Below are 16401 nucleotides of genomic sequence, written 5' to 3'. Positions count from 1 at the left end.
CCACTACAACTACCATCGAGCCCATACCGCCGCCAGTGACAGACCCCCAGCCTCACGACTACGCCGCCACGTCACCAACGTCATGAGCCAGAACAACTAGGGTTTGCCGCACGCGTGGGCGGGGCCGCGAGTCGGCCCGTGCCACGCACCCGGACCGACGCACGAGCCGACCAGAGGCGACGAGAACCATGACGTTCCCCGACCAGCCGCCCGCACCGCAGGGCGACCAGCCGGAGCCCCCGCCGCAGCCGCGGTACGGCCAGTACGCGCCCGGCTACGTGCCCCCCGCGCCCGCGCAGCCCGACCAGGCGCCCCAGTACGGTCCGCCGCAGTACGGCCAGCAACCCGCCTACGGACAGGCTCCCCCGTACGGGCAGCCGCCTCAGTACGGCCAGCCTCCCCAGTACGGCCACCCGCAGTACGGGGCACCCCAGTACGGCCAGCCCTCGGGCTGGGGTGCCGCGAGCCCGGTGACCGGGTACGCGGGCACGACCGGCGCACCGCCGAGCCTGCGGCCTGGCATCATCCCGCTGCGCCCGCTCGGCATCGGGGACCTGTACGACGGCGCGTTCCGCGCGATCCGCCACAACCCGAAGGTCATGATCGGGTTCGTCGCGCTCCTGTCCCTCGTGACCAGCATCCTGTCGGTCGCGTACAGCGCCCTGACGTTCTCCCCGTTCGCCGCGCTCGACGAGTCGACCTGGGCGGACGACGGCTCGTTCGGTGGTGACGCCACGTCCGACTCGACGTGGATCGGCCTCGGGATCGCCGTGGTGCTCGCGGCCGTCGTCGCGGGGCTGCTCAACACCCTCGCGACCGGTGTCGTGATCGCGAGCGTCGGCCAGTCCGTGATCGGGCGCGTCGCCCCGCCGGCCGAGGTCTGGCGGACGGTGCGTGGCCGACGCCTCGGCGGCCTCATCGTGCTCGGGCTGGTGATCGGCACGCCGGTCGCGGTCAGCGGTGGCCTCGTGATCGTGGTGTTCGCCCTCCTGACGAACGTGGGCATGGGGCTCGCCGTCGGGGTCGGGCTCCTGCTCGGCCTGGTGTGGATCGTGGCGGCCGTGTGGTTCATGGTGCGCACCGCCCTCGCGGCACCGTCGTACATCCTCGAACGCACCACCGTGCGGGTCGCGCTGCGACGCGGCTGGCGGCTCACCGGCGGCGCGTTCTGGCGCCTCCTCGGGATCGGTCTGCTCACCGGCGTGGCCGTCCAGTTCATCTCCGGGGTGCTCGGCATCCCGATCGCGGTCATCACCTTCCTGGCGTCCTCGTCGGCCGACTCGGGCACCACGGCGGTGACGGTCCTCCTGGTGGCGCTCGCCGTGCTGCTCGAGACGGTCGTCCAGACCCTGACGCTCGCCTTCATCAGCGGGGTGATCGCCCTCCTGTACATCGACCAGCGGATCCGGCGCGAGGCCCTCGACGCGTCGCTCGCCGCCGCGGCCGCGGAGACCTCCTACGGCGCCAAGCCCCCGGCCGGGCACGCCCCCGGACTCCTCTGAGCATGGCGCTGTCGCTCGTCGGCGCCACCGCCGGCGTCCTGGCCGACGTCCTCGCCGACGTGCCCGTGACGCCCGACGCGCCCACGGCCCAGCGGTGGCTGCGCGACGAGCTGTCGCACTCCGAGTACCACGAGCACACGTCGATCCTCCAACGGATCCTGCGCTGGCTCGCGGACCTGTTCGACGCGCAGGCCCACCCGCACCTGCCCACCGGGCTCCTCGCGCTCGTCGGCGTCGCGATCGCGCTCGTGCTCGTCGCGGTGGTGGTCCGGTACGCCGGCCCGACCCGCCGCACCGCCCGCGCCACCACCGCCAAGGCCGTCCTGGTCGACGACGCGCGCACCGCCACCCAGATCCGCGCGGCCGCCGACGACGCCGGCCGCCGCGGCGACTGGCCGCTCGCCGTCGTCGAACGCTTCCGCGCGGTCGTGCGTTCGCTCGAGGAGCGCGCCGTGCTCGACGAGGTCGCCGGACGCACCGCCGACGAGGCGGCGCACGCCGCCGCCGCCCTCCTGCCTGACCAGGCGGACGGGCTCGCCCGCGGCGCGCGACTGTTCGACGACGTCCTCTACGGCGACCGCGTCGCCACCGCCGACGACCATGCGACGCTCCTCGCGCTCGATCGTGCCGTCACCGCGGCCCGACCCCGCCGGACCTCACCCGCACCCGCGGCGGTGGCACCGTGACGGCGCCCCCCACCCGCACCCCCGCCGGCGTCGGCAGCGGCGTCGGCAGCGGCAGCGGCGTCGGCACCCACAGCGGCGCTCCGACCGTCCGCACGACGTCCGGGCCCGTGCGCGGCGACGGCACCACCACGCGCAGCCGCGCCGCCCGGCGGTGGCGCCGCGTCGGGTGGGTCGTCGCGCTGCTCGCCCTGCTCGGCGTGGTCGCGCTGATCCTCGCGCTCGTCACGAGCCCGGGGTCGAAGCTCCCCCTCGCGCCCGACAGCACGCAGCCGCGCGGAGCCAAGGCGCTCGCGCAGGTCCTCGAGGCGCAGGGCGTCGACGTCCACTACACCCGCGACGCCGACGAGGCCGCGCAGCTCGCGGGCCCCGGGACGACGCTGCTCGTGGTCCCCGGCCTCACCTGGGACTCGCTCGACGACGACCAGCTCCGCGCCCTCGCGGCCACGCGGGCCGACGTCGCCCTCGTCGCCCCCGACGACGCGACGCTCGCCGCGTTCGTCCCCGAGCTCGACGATGCCTACGGGTACGACCCGCTGGGCGCGGGCCCGTCGTGCGACGACCCCGACGCGCGGGCCGCCGGGACGGTGAGCGACCAGGGCGGCGGGTACGTCGCGTCGGGCTCCTCGTCCGACCGCACGGTCACCCTGTGCTTCCCCGTCGACACGGCCGACGTCGGCTCGTATGCCGTCGTCCAGGGCGCCACCCGGGTCGCGGTCTACGACGACGCCCGCCTGTTCACGAACCGCGACGTCGCCCAGGCGGGCAACGCGGCCCTCGCGCTGCGCATGCTCGGGCGCCACCACGACCTCGTGTGGCTGCTCCCGGACGACCGGGCGCAGGCGTCCGGCGACGCCGGCCCGGCCGCCGCGAGCGTGCTGCCCACCTGGTGCTGGGCGCTGCTCGGCTGGTCCCTCGTCGTGGTGCTCGTGCTGGCGCTCTGGCGGGGGCGGCGGCTCGGCCCGCTGGTCCCGGAGGACCTGCCCGTCGTCGTGCGCGCCGCCGAGACGACCCGCGGACGCGCCCGTCTCTACCGGGCCGGACGCACCCGCGGGCACGCCGCCGCCGGACTGCGCGCCCGCACCGCGCAGCGCCTCGCGACCCGGCTCGGCCTGCCGCGTGGGACGGAGCCCGTCGGGCTCGTGACCGCCGTCGCGCGCGCCACGGGTCGACCCGCGCCCGACGTCCACGACCTGCTGTACGGGCCACCGCCCACGACCGACGACGCGCTGCTCGCGCTCGCCCGACGACTCGACGACCTGGAGAGCGAGGTCCACCCGTGACCCACGACCCGAACCTTCCCGCGCCGGCGCCGGCGCCGGCCCACGGCGTCCCCGCCCCGCAGGGCTGGCCGGTCGCGCCGCCGACGCAGCCGTTCCAGCAGCCCACCCAGGCGCCGCCCTCGCACCAGGCGCCGCCGCAGGCGCCCGCCGACCCGGCGCTCCACGCGGCGCTGTCGGCCGTCCGGGCCGAGGTCGCGAAGGCCGTCGTGGGCCAGGACGCCGCCGTGTCCGGGCTGCTCGTGGCCCTGCTGTGCCGCGGGCACGTGCTGCTCGAGGGCGTGCCCGGTGTCGCGAAGACGCTGCTCGTGCGCGCGCTGTCGGCCGCGCTCGACCTCGACACCAAGCGCGTCCAGTTCACGCCCGACCTCATGCCCGGCGACGTCACCGGCTCGCTCGTCTACGACGCGCGCACCGCCGAGTTCTCGTTCCGCGAGGGCCCGGTCTTCACCAACCTGCTGCTCGCCGACGAGATCAACCGCACGCCCCCGAAGACCCAGGCGTCCCTGCTCGAGGCCATGGAGGAGCGCCAGGTGTCGGTCGACGGGACGCCGCGCCCGCTGCCCGACCCGTTCGTCGTCGTCGCCACGCAGAACCCCGTCGAGTACGAGGGCACCTACCCGCTGCCCGAGGCGCAGCTCGACCGGTTCCTGCTCAAGGTCATCCTTCCCGCGCCCGAGCGAGCCCAGGAGATCGAGGTGCTCGCCCGTCACGCCGCCGGCTTCGACCCGCGCGACCTGGGCGCCGCGGGCCTGCGGCCCGTCGCCGACGCGGAAGTGCTCGCCCGCGCGCGGGACGCCGTGCGGCAGGTGCAGATCGCGCCCGACGTGCTCGCGTACGTCGTCGACGTGTGCCGCGCCACCCGCCACTCGCCGTCCGTGTCGCTCGGCGTGTCCCCGCGTGGTGCGACGGCCCTGCTCGCCACGTCGCGCGCCTGGGCGTGGCTCAGCGGCCGCTCGTACGTGACGCCCGACGACGTCAAGACGCTCGCCGCGTCGACGCTGCGCCACCGCATGCAGCTGCGGCCCGAGGCCGAGCTCGAGGGCATCACCACGGGCGCGGTCCTCGACGCCGTGCTCGCCACCGTGCCCGTCCCCCGGTGACGCCGTGGTCGTGACGTGGCGCGCGGTCGTCCTGGCGGCCGTGCTCGGCATCCCCGTGGCCGTCGCGGCCGACACCGCCATGACCCTGCTGGCCGTCGGTGTGCTCGTGCTGGTCGCGGTGGTGGACATCGCGCTCGCCGCGAGCCCGCGGGCCGTCACCCTGGAGCGCGTGCTTCCGACGTCCGTGCGGCTCACTGGCACGGCCACCAGCCGCCTGACGCTCGTCAACGGGTCGCGACGACGCCTGCGCGGCGTCGTCCGGGACGCCTGGGTGCCGTCGGCCGGCGCCGCCGACACCCGGCACCCCGTCTCGGTGGCACCCGGGGACGGGACGCGCCTCGCCACGACGCTCACGCCGACCCGGCGCGGCGACCGGCTCGCCGGACCCGTCACGATCCGCTCGGTCGGGCCGCTCGGCGTCGCCGGGCGGCAGGCGTCGATCCCGCTGGCCGGGCGCCTGCGCGTGCTGCCCGAGTTCGCCTCCCGCAAGCACCTGCCCAGCCGGCTCGCCCGCCTGCGCGAGCTCGACGGCCGCGCCGCCGTCCAGGTGCGCGGCGAGGGCACCGAGTTCGACTCCCTGCGCGACTACGTCGTCGGCGACGACGTCCGGTCGATCGACTGGCGCGCCACCGCGCGGCGCAGCGCCGTCGTCGTGCGCACCTGGCGACCCGAGCGCGACCGACGCGTGCTCGTCGTGCTCGACACGTCCCGGTCGTCCGCGGCGCGCGTCGGCGACCAGCCGCGCCTCGACGCCGGCATCGAGGCGACTCTGCTCTTGTCCGCGCTCGCGGCGCACGCGGGCGACCGCGTCGAGGTGGTCGCGTTCGACCGCACCCAGCGGGCCCGCGTGCGCGGTGCCAGCGGGACGCGCCTGCTGCCCGCGGTGGCGGAGGCGCTCGCACCCGTGGCGCCCGTGCTCGTCGAGGCCGACTGGACCGCGCTCGCCGCGACCGTCCACGGCGCGCTGTCGCAGCGGGCGTTCGTCGTCCTGGTCACCGCGATCGACCCCGCGGTCGTGTCCGCCGGGCTCATGCCGGTGCTCGGCGGCCTCGCCGCCCGCCACCAGGTGCTCGTCGCCGCCGTGTCCGACCCGGAGCTCGCCGCGCTCGGCGCCGACCTCGCCACCGGGGACGACGCCTACGACGCGGCCGCCGCCGCGCGCACCGACCTGGAGCGGACCGCGGTCGCGGGGCTCCTGCGACGCACCGGCGCGGAGGTCGTGGAAGCGCTGCCCGACGACCTGGCCCCGCGCGTCGCCGACACCTACATCGCGCTCAAGGCCGCCGGGAGGCTGTGACCCTCAGCCGGCGACGGGCAGGACGTCGCCGGCCTCGTCCGGGTCGAGGTCACCGGTCGCCCCGGCCTGCGCGGCCCGGCGTCCGAGCACCAGCACGTAGGCCCAGAACGCCGCGAGCACCACGACGCCGATGCCGATCTGCACCGCCGTCGGCAGCGCCGAGCCGGTGACGAACCCCTCGACCAGGCCCGAGACTCCGAGCACGCCGACGAGCGCGAGCGCCACCGTCATGAGCGCGCGGCCCTCCTCCGCCACAGCGCGCCCGCGCGGACGAGGACCCGGGTCGACGACCGTCCAGAAGATCTTGAGCCCCGCCGCGCCCGCCGTGAACACGGCCGTCAGCTCGAGCATGCCGTGCGGGAGGATGTACGAGAAGAACTCGCCGAGGCGCCCGTACGACGCCATCATCCCGCCGATGACGCCCACGTTGAGGGCGTTCTGGAACAGCACCCACGCGGGCCACAGCCCCGTGATGCCGAACGCGACGCACTGCGCGGCGAGCCACGCGTTGTTCGTCCACACCCGCGACGCGAACGCGCCGTTCGTCTCGTAGTACTGGACGAACGAGTGCTCGACGTACTCGCGCCGCTCGCTGTCCGTGCCGAGCGTGGACAGCGCCCCAGGATCGTGCCACACCCACCACCCGGCGACCGCCGCGATCGCTACCGAGACGCCCGTGACCGCGACGATCCACCACCGGATCCGGTACAGCGCCGCCGGCGCCGACACGACCGCGAACCGCGCGACCATCGCCCACGCCGGGGTGTGCGCGCCCGTCAGCCGCGACCGCGTGCGACCCAGCGTCGTCGAGAGCTGGTTCACGAGCGTCGGGTCGGGCATGGACGACCGCAGCACCGACAGGTCGGTGGCGACCGACTGGTACAGCGCGACCATCTCGTCGGTCTCCCGACCGTCCAGGCGTCGCGCCCGGCTCAGCGCGTCGAGGCGCTCCCAGCGCGGGGTCCGCAGCAACACGAAGGCGTCCAGGTCCACGGCGCACACCCTCCCACAGACCACGCCGCGCGCACAGTACGCTCCCGCCATGGACGAGGTGGTGATCGGCGAGGCCGTCGTGCTCGAGGCCGACGCGGTGGCGGTCGGGACCCGCATCATCGAGGGACTCATCGACGTGGTGGCGCTGATCGCCTTCGCGACCGCGCTCGGCTGGGGCCTGTCCGCGATCGACACGGGCGGGTACGACGGCGCCGCGTTGATCGGGATGCTCGTCCTCGTGTACGTGGTCGTGCCGACGACGGTCGAGACGCTGACGCGCGGCCGCTCCCTCGGCAAGCTCGCGATGGGAACGCGGGTGGTGCGCGACGACGGCGGCGCGATCCGGTTCCGGCACGCGCTCACCCGCGCGCTCCTGGGCGTCCTCGAGATCTGGATGACGCTCGGTGTCGTGGCCGTCGTGACGAGCATGGTCAACCGCAAGGGCAAGCGGCTCGGCGACATCGTCGCGGGGACGTACGTCGTCCGGGTGCGCGGCGCGCGCGGGATCCCTCCCCTGCCCCCGGTCGACCCGTCGCTGCGTGCCTGGTCGCACGGCGCCGACGTCGCTCGCCTGCCCGACGGCCTCGCGGTCGCCGTCCGGCTCTTCCTGGCCCGTGCCCCCCGCATGGATCCGCAGAGCCGGGTGCGCCTCGGCGTCGACCTCGCGGGGCGCGTCGAGGCGTACGTCGCCCCGGCCGCCCCCTGGGGCACCCCGCCCGAGGCGTTCCTCGTGGCCGTCATGAGCGAGCGGCGCGACCGGGACTGGGCGCTGGGCGTCCGAGACCAGGCCCGCGCCGACGCGGACGACCTCGCCGTGCGGCGCCTCCCGCTCGGCGTGTCCGACCCCGCCGTGTGACGCGCCGCTGCTGTTCTGCACCGGTAGGCGGCTTATGCCCCCGAGCTCTTCGTCACCGGGCGCGCCGACCTCGCCACCCCGTGCCTAGCGTGGCCGGATGGGGATCGACCGGGCAGGGGGCAGGGGCGCCGCGCGACGACGGGCCGCGGCGCGCGCCGGGGCGCGCGTCGCGGCGCGCGTCACGGCATGGTGCGGCGCAGCGGTCCTCGTGCTCGGCGGCCTCGTCGCCGCACCGGCCGCCTCCGCAGCCTCCACGACGGTGACCCTGAGCGGCCCGTCCAGCGCCTACCAGGGCGTCTCGACCACGCTCACCGCCACCTGGAAGGTCGGCGGGGCCGCCCACCGTGGCACGGTCGCCCTCGAGCAACGGGTCGGCAGCACGTGGTACCGCCTCGGTGCGACCACGACCGGCAGCGCCGGGACCGCCGCGTTCCACGTCGCGCCGCGCGCCACGTCCGACTTCCGGGCCGTCACCGCGACCGGGGCGCACTCCGCTGTCGCGCACCTCGTCATCCGCTCCCCCTACGCGGTCACGCTGACCGCCACGCCCGGCACGGTGCACCCCGGCTCCACCACCCGCCTCGTCGCCCGGTACACCTACCGCGGCAAGGCGGTGCAGAGCGCCGCCACGGTCACGTTCCAGCGGACCACCTCCGGCAGCGCAGCCTGGTCGACGCTGCGTGCCGTCACCGTGGCCACGGGCGGCGTGGCCGCGTACGCCCTCGCCCCGGGACGGACCGGGGCGTACCGGGCCGTCGTGCCCGGTCGGGCGACGAGCGCAGCCGTGACCGTCCGCGTCCAGTCCACCGTGCCCGCCTCCTTCAGCGTGCACGGCGCGGGCTACGGCCACGGCGTCGGCATGCCCCAGTTCGGCGCCTACGCGCAGGCCCTCGACGGCCGCGGCACCTCCACCATCCTGCAGAGCTACTACCGGGGGACGTCGTCCGGGACCGTCACCACGCCCACCACCGTCTCGGTGCAGGTCTTCGGACCGGAGCCGTACGGGTACGCGCCCGGCGCCTACTCCGACACGGTGTCGTCGACCACCGTGCGGATCGACCGCGGGTGGTGGCGGCTCATGTCGGCCGGCGGCACGGCGCTGTACACCGGCCCCGGGCCCGTGACCCTCTCCGTGCGGGCCGGCACCTCGTCCGTGGGGGTGTCCTTCACCAGCACGAGCAGCGGCACGCAGGTGACGAAGTCGTACCTGGGCACGCGATTCAAGGTCCAGTGGGCCGGCACGCGCTACTACGCCCCGACGTCGACGTCGCGCGGCGTCGCGACCGTCGCGGGCGCTCAGGGCACGTACCGCAACGGCGACCTGAGCATCACGGCGATCGGGCACGTCCCGAACGTGGTCAACGAGGTCCTGCTCAACACCGAGTACCTCTACGGCATCGCCGAGGTGCCGTCGTCCTGGGGGCTCGACGGCGAGGCGTCCCTCGAGGCGCAGGCCATCGTGGCCCGCAGCTACGCGCTCACCAAGCTCGGCGGCCTGCGGTCGGCGTGCGCGTGCAACCTCGTCGACGACGTCCGGGACCAGAACTACACCGGCTGGAAGAAGCAGGGCGAGACGGCGGGCAGCACCGACTACGGCGCGATCTGGGTCCGCGCGGTCGACGACACCACCACGTCGACCACCGCCGCCCGCGCGCTCACCTTCGGCGGCGAGCCGGTGGTCGCGCACTACTACTCGTCGTCCGGCGGACGGACCGCCAGCTCCCAGGACGTGTGGACCGCCACGCTGCCCTACGAGCAGTCGGTGAGCGACCCCTGGAGCGCGCGCGCCCCCGGCAACACGTACCGCACCTGGACCCGCACCCTCACCCAGGCGTCGGCCCGGGCGATGTTCGGGCTGCCCGACGTCGTCCGGATCACCGTGTCGAAGAAGTACTCGAGCGGTCAGATGGCGGCGCTCACCGCGACGTCGTCCACGGGGACGACGAGGACGGTCACCGGGAAGCCCGACGCGCTGCGCGCGCGCCTCGGCCTCCCCGCGGCATGGGTGACCTCGATCGTGGGGTGACAGATCGTGGGGTGACGGTCAGGGTGTGAGCTCGCCCGGGGCGCCCGACGACGGTGTCCCGGCCACCGACCCGCGCGCCGGGGCCGCGAGCACCTGCACCGCCACCACGAGGACGACAGCGAGCAGCGCGATCCAGAACACCACCATGCCCGTCGGGTAGTGCCAGAACGCGACGAGCAGGGCCGCCAGCCCGATGATCAGCACCGTGAGCGCGATGCGGAAGCGCGCGATCCAGACCTCCCAGGTGCGCGGCTCGCGGGTCGTCTCGCCCGCGCGGCCGCCCGACGCGAGGCCCACCAGCTTCATGAACCCGTTGCGGACCGCGACCGCGGCGGGGCTCGGCCCCACGAGGAACGCCGCGATCGCGACGACGAGCGCCACCACGAGGACGACGCGCAGCGCCACCCGCAGCGGCTGGACGATCGTGTCGAACAGCGCCTCGGCGGCCGTCGGGTGGATCACGACGTCCGACAGCGCACCCAGGTACACCGTCCGGCCCACTGCGATGCCGAGCGCGAGCAACAGCATCGCGACCGTCACGAACACGCCCGCGATCACGGCCGCGCGACGGCGCGAGCCGCGGGGCGCGACGAGGACCCCGGCCGCTGCGAGCGCGACCGCGATCCAGATGAGCCACGTCGCGGCGTGGTCGAAGAAGTTCACCCACCGCTGCAGGGCCGCGATGTCGGGCGAGCTGAACACCACGAAGGTGGCGTCCACCTGCGGCAGCTTGTCGACGAAGTTGAGGCCCTGTGCCGAGAGGCGCTCCTTGACGGCGTCGATGATCGGCGCGAGCTGGAGGGTGACCTGGCCGTCGGCGTTCGCCGTGAGGGCGGCGCCGTCCCCTCCGGTGAGCACGGAGCTCAGGTTCTTGTGCGCGGCACGGTTCGCCTCGACCCACAGGTTCTGGAACGCCGGCGACTGCACGAAGTCGTCGACGCGCTTCTCGATGAAGCCGTTCGCCTGGCTCGCGATGACGGGCGCCAGGCCGACGAGCGCCTCCGGGACCCGCGGCGCGTTGTCCGTGATGGCGGTGAGCGCCTGCGTGGTCAGCGACTCCAGGTCGAGCTGGTCCTCGATCGCGGTGCTCACGCGGCCCGCGACGGCCGCCTGGATCGCGGGGTCCGAGGCCAGCGGCGCGACCGTCGCGACGTAGTGGTCGGTGTCGAGGAGCTGGCCCTTGACGTACCGGGCGGCGACCGCGCCGATCGACAGGAGCGCCGCCAGGGCGATGATCACGACCGCGGCCGTCCAGCGCACCCAGTGCCGGTCCCGCGAGCGCTTGACCGGCGCGGCGGGCGTCACCGCGGCCTCCGCCGCGGCCCTCTTCGCCTCGGCCGTCTCGACGCGCAGGGACGTCACCTCGGCGCGCAGCGACTCGAGCTCGTCGCGCTCGGTGACGCTCAACGGGGTCTCACCGTCACCCTTGCCCACCTGACCAGCCATCATGTCTCCTCGCAGCGCCCGGACTCCTGGTGCGATTCAACCGGAAAGCGACCCGGAGCGCGCGGTCACGCGCTGTGCTGCTGGACCCAGCGCAGGACGGCGAGGACGCGCCGGTGGTCCGCGGCGTCGGGCGGCAGGCCCAGCTTGTCGAAGATCGCGGTGACGTTCTTCTCGACCGCCCCGTACGACAGGAACAGCGCGCTCGCGATCGCGCCGTTCGACCGGCCCTGCGCCATGAGCTCGAGCACCTCGCGCTCGCGGGGCGAGAGCCGGGCGAGGCCGCCGTCGTCCGTGCCGCCCGAAGAGCCCAGGAGCTGGCGGACGACCTCCGGGTCGAGGACCGTCTGCCCGTCCGCGAGCCGTTCGAGCGCCCCCACGAACTCGCCCACGTCGGCCACGCGGTCCTTGAGGAGGTACCCGAGCCCGCGCGCGTCCGACGCGAGGAGCCGCGCAGCGAACCGCGTCTCGACGTACTGCGAGAACACGAGGACGCCCTGCTCGGGGTGCTCCGCGCGCAGGTCGAGCGCGGCCCGCAGGCCCTCGTCCGTGAACGTCGGCGGCATCCGGACGTCCATGACGACGACGTCCGGCCGCGTGCCGGACCGGACGAGGTCGGCGTACGCGGCACGGGCGGCGTCGGCGTCCGGGACCGCTCCGACGACCTCGTGCCCGCGCCGACCGAGGAGCGCGACGAGGCCGTCGCGCAGGATCGCGGAGTCCTCAGCGATCAGCACCCGCACCGTCGTCACCCCCCGTCGTGGCGTGCGCCGCCGCCTGCAGGCCCGTCGCGGCCCGCGATCCGGACGGGACCGCGAGGGGCAGCACCACGTCGACCCGCGTCCCACCGCCGGGCGGGCTCACCAGGGTGAGCGTCCCGTCGACCGCGCGGACCCGCTCGACGAGGCCGGCGAGGCCGCTCCCCCGGCCGGCCGGCGCGTCCGCGAGGTTCACGACCGCCCCGCCCCGGCCGTCGTCCCGCACGCGCAGGCGCAGGGCGGTGGCGGGCTGCTCGCCGGGCCGGGGCGGACGCGTCGGGGCCGCGGGCTCCACGAGCACCCACACCGTCGACGCGTGGGCGTGCTTCGCGGCGTTCGTCACGAGCTCGGACGCCGCCGCGTACGCGAGCGCCTCGATCGCCGGGGCCGCTGACACGCCGGGCTCGACGTCCAGCACGGTGCGCACGGGGCTGCGGGCGGCCAGCGTCGCGAGCGCGTGCGCCAGGCCGGCGTCCAGCACCGGCGGGCGGATGCCGCGCGCGATCTCGCGGAGCTCGACGAGCGCGTCCTTGGTCGCGTCGTGCGCCTGGGACACGAGCGCCAGGGCGTCCCCCGGCACCGGCTCTCCGGGCGCGAGCTGCTCCTTGGCCTCGCCGAGCTGCATCGCGACGGCGACGAGGCGGGCCTGCGTGCCGTCGTGCAGGTCGCGCTCGATGCGGCGCAGCCGGTCGTCCGCGTCCTCCACCGCCCGCCCGCGGGACCGCTCGAGCTCGCCCACCCGCTGGCTGGCCCGGGTCGGACCGAGCAGGTTCACGATGAGCAGACGCTCCAGGTGGACGAAGGCGCGCTCCAGGTAGGGCCACAGGAACAGCATCACGACGCCGCCGGCGGCCTGCAGCCAGATGCGACCCGGGGTGTCGACGAACCAGTCCGTGCCGTACTGCGTCCCACGGTGCATCGTGCCGTCCGCGGCCTGCTGGAGCGGCAGGAACCGGTACCAGAACCCGTAGGTCAGCGCGCCCAGCGGCGCCGCCACGAACACGACGCTCACGACGAGACCCACGACGCTGACGACGAAGCTCGGCAGGAGGAACGCCCACGCACGCCACGACGGGACGTCGCCCAGCAGCGCGCGCAGCCGCCCCCAGAAGCCGGTCCCCCGGCGGAAGGGCGCCGGCGGCGGGACGTCGACCGCGAGCATCGCCCGGCCCATCAGCCGGTACAGGGCCCCGAACGCGCGGGTACCGAGCAGGAGCCAGCCGCCGACGAACAGCCCGACGACCGTCCAGGCGAGCGACACGCCCACCGCGACCACGACGACGAACCACGCGAGCCCGAGCGCCGCCGGGACGATCCCCGCGAGCAGGAACAGCAGCTCGGTCCAGCTGCGGCGGGCGAACGGGCCCCGGAAGAAGCCCACGTGCTGCGGGGTCGGCGGGGGTGTCACGGGAGAAGACATGGCTCCATCCTGTCGACGTCCTCGTCGTACCGGAACGGGGCGGTCCGCCCGGCGGTCCGGGGGATGTCCCCCCGGTCCGCCGGGTGCTCGCTCAGTACCGGTAGTGCTCCGGCTTGTACGGGCCCTCGACCGGGATGCCGAGGTACTCCGCCTGGGACTTCGTCAGCTCGGTGAGGCGCACGCCCAGCGCGTCGAGGTGCAGGCGCGCGACCTTCTCGTCCAGCACCTTCGGCAGGCGGTACACGTCCCGTGCGTACTCGCGCTCGGCGGGGTCGGCGTGGTCCTCGACGTCGCGGAACAGCGCGATCTGGCCGATGACCTGGTTCGAGAACGAGTTGCTCATCACGAACGACGGGTGGCCGGTCGCGTTGCCGAGGTTCAGCAGACGACCCTCGGACAGCACGATGATCGACCGTCCGGCGGCCTGACCCGTCGGGCCCTCCTCGGCGAACGTCCACTCGTGCACCTGCGGCTTGATCTCGGTGCGCGTGACGCCGGGGAGCGCCGCGAGGCCCGCCATGTCGATCTCGTTGTCGAAGTGCCCGATGTTGCCCACGACGGCCTTGTTCTTCATCGCGACGAGGTGCTCGACGCGCAGCACGTCCTTGTTGCCGGTCGTGGTGATGAAGAAGTCCGCCTCGCCGACGACGTCCTCGATCCGCGCGACCTGGTAGCCGTCCATCGCGGCCTGCAGCGCGCAGATCGGGTCGACCTCCGACACGATGACGCGCGCGCCCTGGCCGCGGAAGGCCTCCGCCGCACCCTTGCCGACGTCGCCGTAGCCGGCCACGAACGCGACCTTGCCGCCCATGAGGATGTCCGTCGCGCGGTTGATGCCGTCCGGGAGCGAGTGGCGGATGCCGTACTTGTTGTCGAACTTCGACTTCGTCACCGAGTCGTTGACGTTGATCGCCGGGAACAGGAGCTGGCCGGCCTCCGCGAGCTGGTACAGGCGGTGCACGCCCGTCGTGGTCTCCTCCGTGACGCCCAGGAGACCGTCGGCGATCGCCGTCCAGCGCAGCGGGTCGGCCTGCAGCGCGCGACGCAGGACCGCGCGGACCACGTTCGACTCGTCCGAGTGGTCCGGCTCGCCCGGGCGCGTGTCCGACGGCACGGCGCCCGCGCGCTCGTACGCGACGCCCTGGTGGACCAGCAGCGTGGCGTCGCCGCCGTCGTCGAGGATGAGGTTCGGGCCGGCGGAGGCGACGGCCGCGTCACCCGCGTCGCCATCGGTCGGCCACAGCAGGATCTGCTCCGTGCAGTCCCAGTACTCCTCGAGGCTCTCGCCCTTCCAGGCGAACACGGGGACGCCCTGCGGGTCGTCCGGCGTGCCGTCCGGACCCACGACGATCGCCGCCGCGGCCTCGTCCTGCGTGGAGAAGATGTTGCACGACGCCCAGCGGACCTCCGCGCCCAGCGCGGTGAGGGTCTCGATGAGGACAGCCGTCTGCACCGTCATGTGGAGCGATCCGGCGATGCGGGCGCCCGCGAGCGGCTGCGTCGGGCCGAACTCCTCCCGCAGGGCCATGAGACCCGGCATCTCGTGCTCGGCGAGGCGGATCTGGTGACGACCGGACTCGGCGAGCGCGAGCGAGCGGACCTTGTAGCGGCCGGGCTGCTCGTCGAACGCGGGGGCTCCGACGGCGGGGCCGGCGGGGGTGGCGGACGACTCGGTGGACATGCTGCTCCTCGGGTTCGTGCGCTGGGGGCTCCCGTCTGCGCGGGTGGGCGACGGCACGGCGCAGGTGCACCGTGCCGTCGCGCGAGATGGTCCCCACACTAGCGTGCGGCCGTGCCGCGGCGAGGCTCAGCGCTGGCGGAAGTACTCGCTCACCGGCTTGGTGCCCGACGTGTCCGTCACCTTCCACACGCCGCGCGACGCGTCGGCGGCCGGGAGGGGGACGGTGGCCGTCGCCACGAAGCCGTACGTCCCGATCGCGTACGACTTCGACGTCGCGGTGGCCGGGTACGACGTGCCGCCCGCGATCAGCGTGAACTCGAGGTCGGCCGTCTGCGCGTGCACGTCGAACGGGAACGCGAGGAACGTGGAGGCGACCGTCGTGGGGTCGTCGCCCGTGACGTGCGTGGCACCGCCCTTGACGTCCGTGTCGAGACCCACGGCCCAGCTCGTCAGGATGCCGCCGCCACCCGGGCCCCACGGGTCCGTCGGCGTCGAGCGCACCGTGACGTAGGCGTCGTCGCTGGCCGTGCTCCCGCCGGCGTTCGACACGACCACCCGGACGTCGTCCGGCGTGGTGGTGCGCGCCGTGAAGGTGTAGCTCGAACCCGTCGCGCCAGAGATCCAGTGGTACGCCAGGTCGCCGTCCTCGGTGTCGTCGACGTACTGCCACCGGTAGCGCAGCCCGGTGCCGCTCGCGCGCACCGACAGCGTGACGCGCGAGCCCGACGTCACGGTCGTCTCCTCGCGCGGCTGGGTGAGGACGACCGGTCGCGGCACGACCGTCAGACGCGCCCACGACGACACGACGTGACCGCCGCTGTTCGTCACGGACACCTTGTAGTGGTACCCGTTGCGCCCGGTCGCTCCGACGGTCGAGTAGTACGAGTGCGTCGCGCCCGAGATCTTGGTCGACGCATGGCCCGGGGCCGCGACGGACCACTGGTACTTCAGGGCGGAGCCCGACGCGCGGACCGTGAACGTCGCGGTGCGGCCCACGGCGACCGTCGCCGACGCGGGCTGGGAGGTGATGCGCGGTGCCGCGACCGTCGAGGCCGCGACGGGCGGCACGGCACCGGCGGTCGTGACCGGTGCGGCCGAAGCCGGCACGGCGGCCGCGACGGCCAGCGCCGCGCCGGCGGCGAGCGCCACGAGGGCCAGGGGGCCGCGCGACGACGCGGTGCGACGACGGCGGACGAGGGGGCGGGCGACGGTCATGAGGCTCTCCGGGCGACGGCAGGAAGCGGGCGACGGCGTGCGACCGCGCGCGGAACGTACCACGCCCCGAGGGCCCCCTGGGACACCCTCCAGGACGCCCCTTCTCCCTGTCGTTGCTCGGTGATACGTTCCGCACGCCGCACA

Annotated in this window: 13 protein-coding genes; 7 read left to right on the top strand and 6 right to left on the bottom strand. The window is 74.8% G+C overall.

Going from position 1 to position 16401, the window contains the following annotated elements:
• Nucleotides 1-188: 188 nt before the first annotated feature.
• Genes CLV34_RS08800 through CLV34_RS08780 form a run of 5 tightly spaced genes read left to right on the top strand, consistent with a single transcriptional unit; the run spans nucleotide 189 to nucleotide 5865 of the window.
• Nucleotides 189-1502 (top strand): DUF3824 domain-containing protein, encoded by a 1314-nt coding sequence (locus tag CLV34_RS08800; protein WP_100349837.1) that lies wholly within the window; start codon nucleotides 189-191, stop codon nucleotides 1500-1502.
• A 2-nt stretch (nucleotides 1503-1504) separates the two neighbouring features.
• Nucleotides 1505-2188 (top strand): DUF4129 domain-containing protein, encoded by a 684-nt coding sequence (locus tag CLV34_RS08795; protein ID WP_100349836.1) that lies wholly within the window; start codon nucleotides 1505-1507, stop codon nucleotides 2186-2188.
• The gene (locus CLV34_RS08790) at nucleotides 2185-3468 is read left to right on the top strand and encodes a DUF4350 domain-containing protein (RefSeq protein WP_100349835.1); all 1284 of its coding nucleotides are present in this window, start codon (nucleotides 2185-2187) and stop codon (nucleotides 3466-3468) included. The genes CLV34_RS08795 and CLV34_RS08790 overlap by 4 nt, the downstream gene beginning before the upstream one ends.
• The gene (locus tag CLV34_RS08785) at nucleotides 3465-4568 is read left to right on the top strand and encodes an AAA family ATPase (RefSeq protein ID WP_170044623.1); all 1104 of its coding nucleotides are present in this window, start codon (nucleotides 3465-3467) and stop codon (nucleotides 4566-4568) included. The genes CLV34_RS08790 and CLV34_RS08785 overlap by 4 nt, the downstream gene beginning before the upstream one ends.
• Before the next feature lie 4 nt (nucleotides 4569-4572).
• A complete protein-coding gene (locus tag CLV34_RS08780; protein WP_100349834.1) occupies nucleotides 4573-5865 on the top strand; it encodes a DUF58 domain-containing protein in 1293 nt (430 codons plus the stop codon).
• Nucleotides 5866-5868: 3 nt separating this feature from the next.
• On the opposite strand, the gene CLV34_RS08775 is transcribed toward CLV34_RS08780, so the two are convergent.
• A complete protein-coding gene (locus CLV34_RS08775) occupies nucleotides 5869-6858 on the bottom strand; it encodes a stage II sporulation protein M (protein WP_100349943.1) in 990 nt (329 codons plus the stop codon).
• 49 nt (nucleotides 6859-6907) lie between these two features.
• Here CLV34_RS08775 and CLV34_RS08770 point away from each other — a divergent pair, with 49 nt between their 5' ends.
• Together CLV34_RS08770 and CLV34_RS08765 are read left to right on the top strand one after the other, a co-directional pair.
• Nucleotides 6908-7714 (top strand): RDD family protein, encoded by an 807-nt coding sequence (locus CLV34_RS08770; RefSeq protein WP_100349833.1) that lies wholly within the window; start codon nucleotides 6908-6910, stop codon nucleotides 7712-7714.
• 97 nt (nucleotides 7715-7811) lie between these two features.
• Nucleotides 7812-9740: a SpoIID/LytB domain-containing protein gene (locus CLV34_RS08765; RefSeq protein WP_100349832.1), complete on the top strand. Its 1929-nt coding sequence runs from the start codon at nucleotides 7812-7814 to the stop codon at nucleotides 9738-9740.
• 18 nt (nucleotides 9741-9758) lie between these two features.
• Here CLV34_RS08765 and CLV34_RS08760 read toward each other — a convergent pair whose 3' ends face one another.
• From CLV34_RS08760 to CLV34_RS08740, 5 genes are all read right to left on the bottom strand, one after another.
• Nucleotides 9759-11186 carry a hypothetical protein gene (locus tag CLV34_RS08760; RefSeq protein WP_157803770.1) on the bottom strand — a complete coding sequence of 476 codons (1428 nt, stop codon included), beginning with the start codon at nucleotides 11184-11186 and terminating at the stop codon, nucleotides 9759-9761.
• Nucleotides 11187-11251: 65 nt separating this feature from the next.
• Entirely contained in the window at nucleotides 11252-11926 is a 675-nt protein-coding gene (locus CLV34_RS08755; RefSeq protein ID WP_100349942.1) for a response regulator transcription factor, read from the bottom strand.
• Nucleotides 11907-13361, bottom strand: a complete 1455-nt coding sequence (locus tag CLV34_RS08750) for a sensor histidine kinase (protein WP_100349830.1) — start codon at nucleotides 13359-13361, stop codon at nucleotides 11907-11909. Before CLV34_RS08750 ends, CLV34_RS08755 begins: the two co-directional genes overlap by 20 nt.
• A 91-nt stretch (nucleotides 13362-13452) precedes the next feature.
• Entirely contained in the window at nucleotides 13453-15042 is a 1590-nt protein-coding gene (gene ahcY / locus CLV34_RS08745; RefSeq protein WP_100349829.1) for an adenosylhomocysteinase, read from the bottom strand.
• 126 nt (nucleotides 15043-15168) lie between these two features.
• Nucleotides 15169-16257 (bottom strand): hypothetical protein, encoded by a 1089-nt coding sequence (locus CLV34_RS08740; protein WP_100349828.1) that lies wholly within the window; start codon nucleotides 16255-16257, stop codon nucleotides 15169-15171.
• Nucleotides 16258-16401 lie beyond the last annotated feature (144 nt).

The sequence above is a fragment of the Luteimicrobium subarcticum genome (genome assembly GCF_002798015.1).
Classification (GTDB): Bacteria; Actinomycetota; Actinomycetes; order Actinomycetales; family Cellulomonadaceae; genus Luteimicrobium; species Luteimicrobium subarcticum.
The sequence above is the reverse complement of the archived record's forward strand: the minus strand, read 5'-3'. Positions and strand labels throughout refer to the sequence as shown.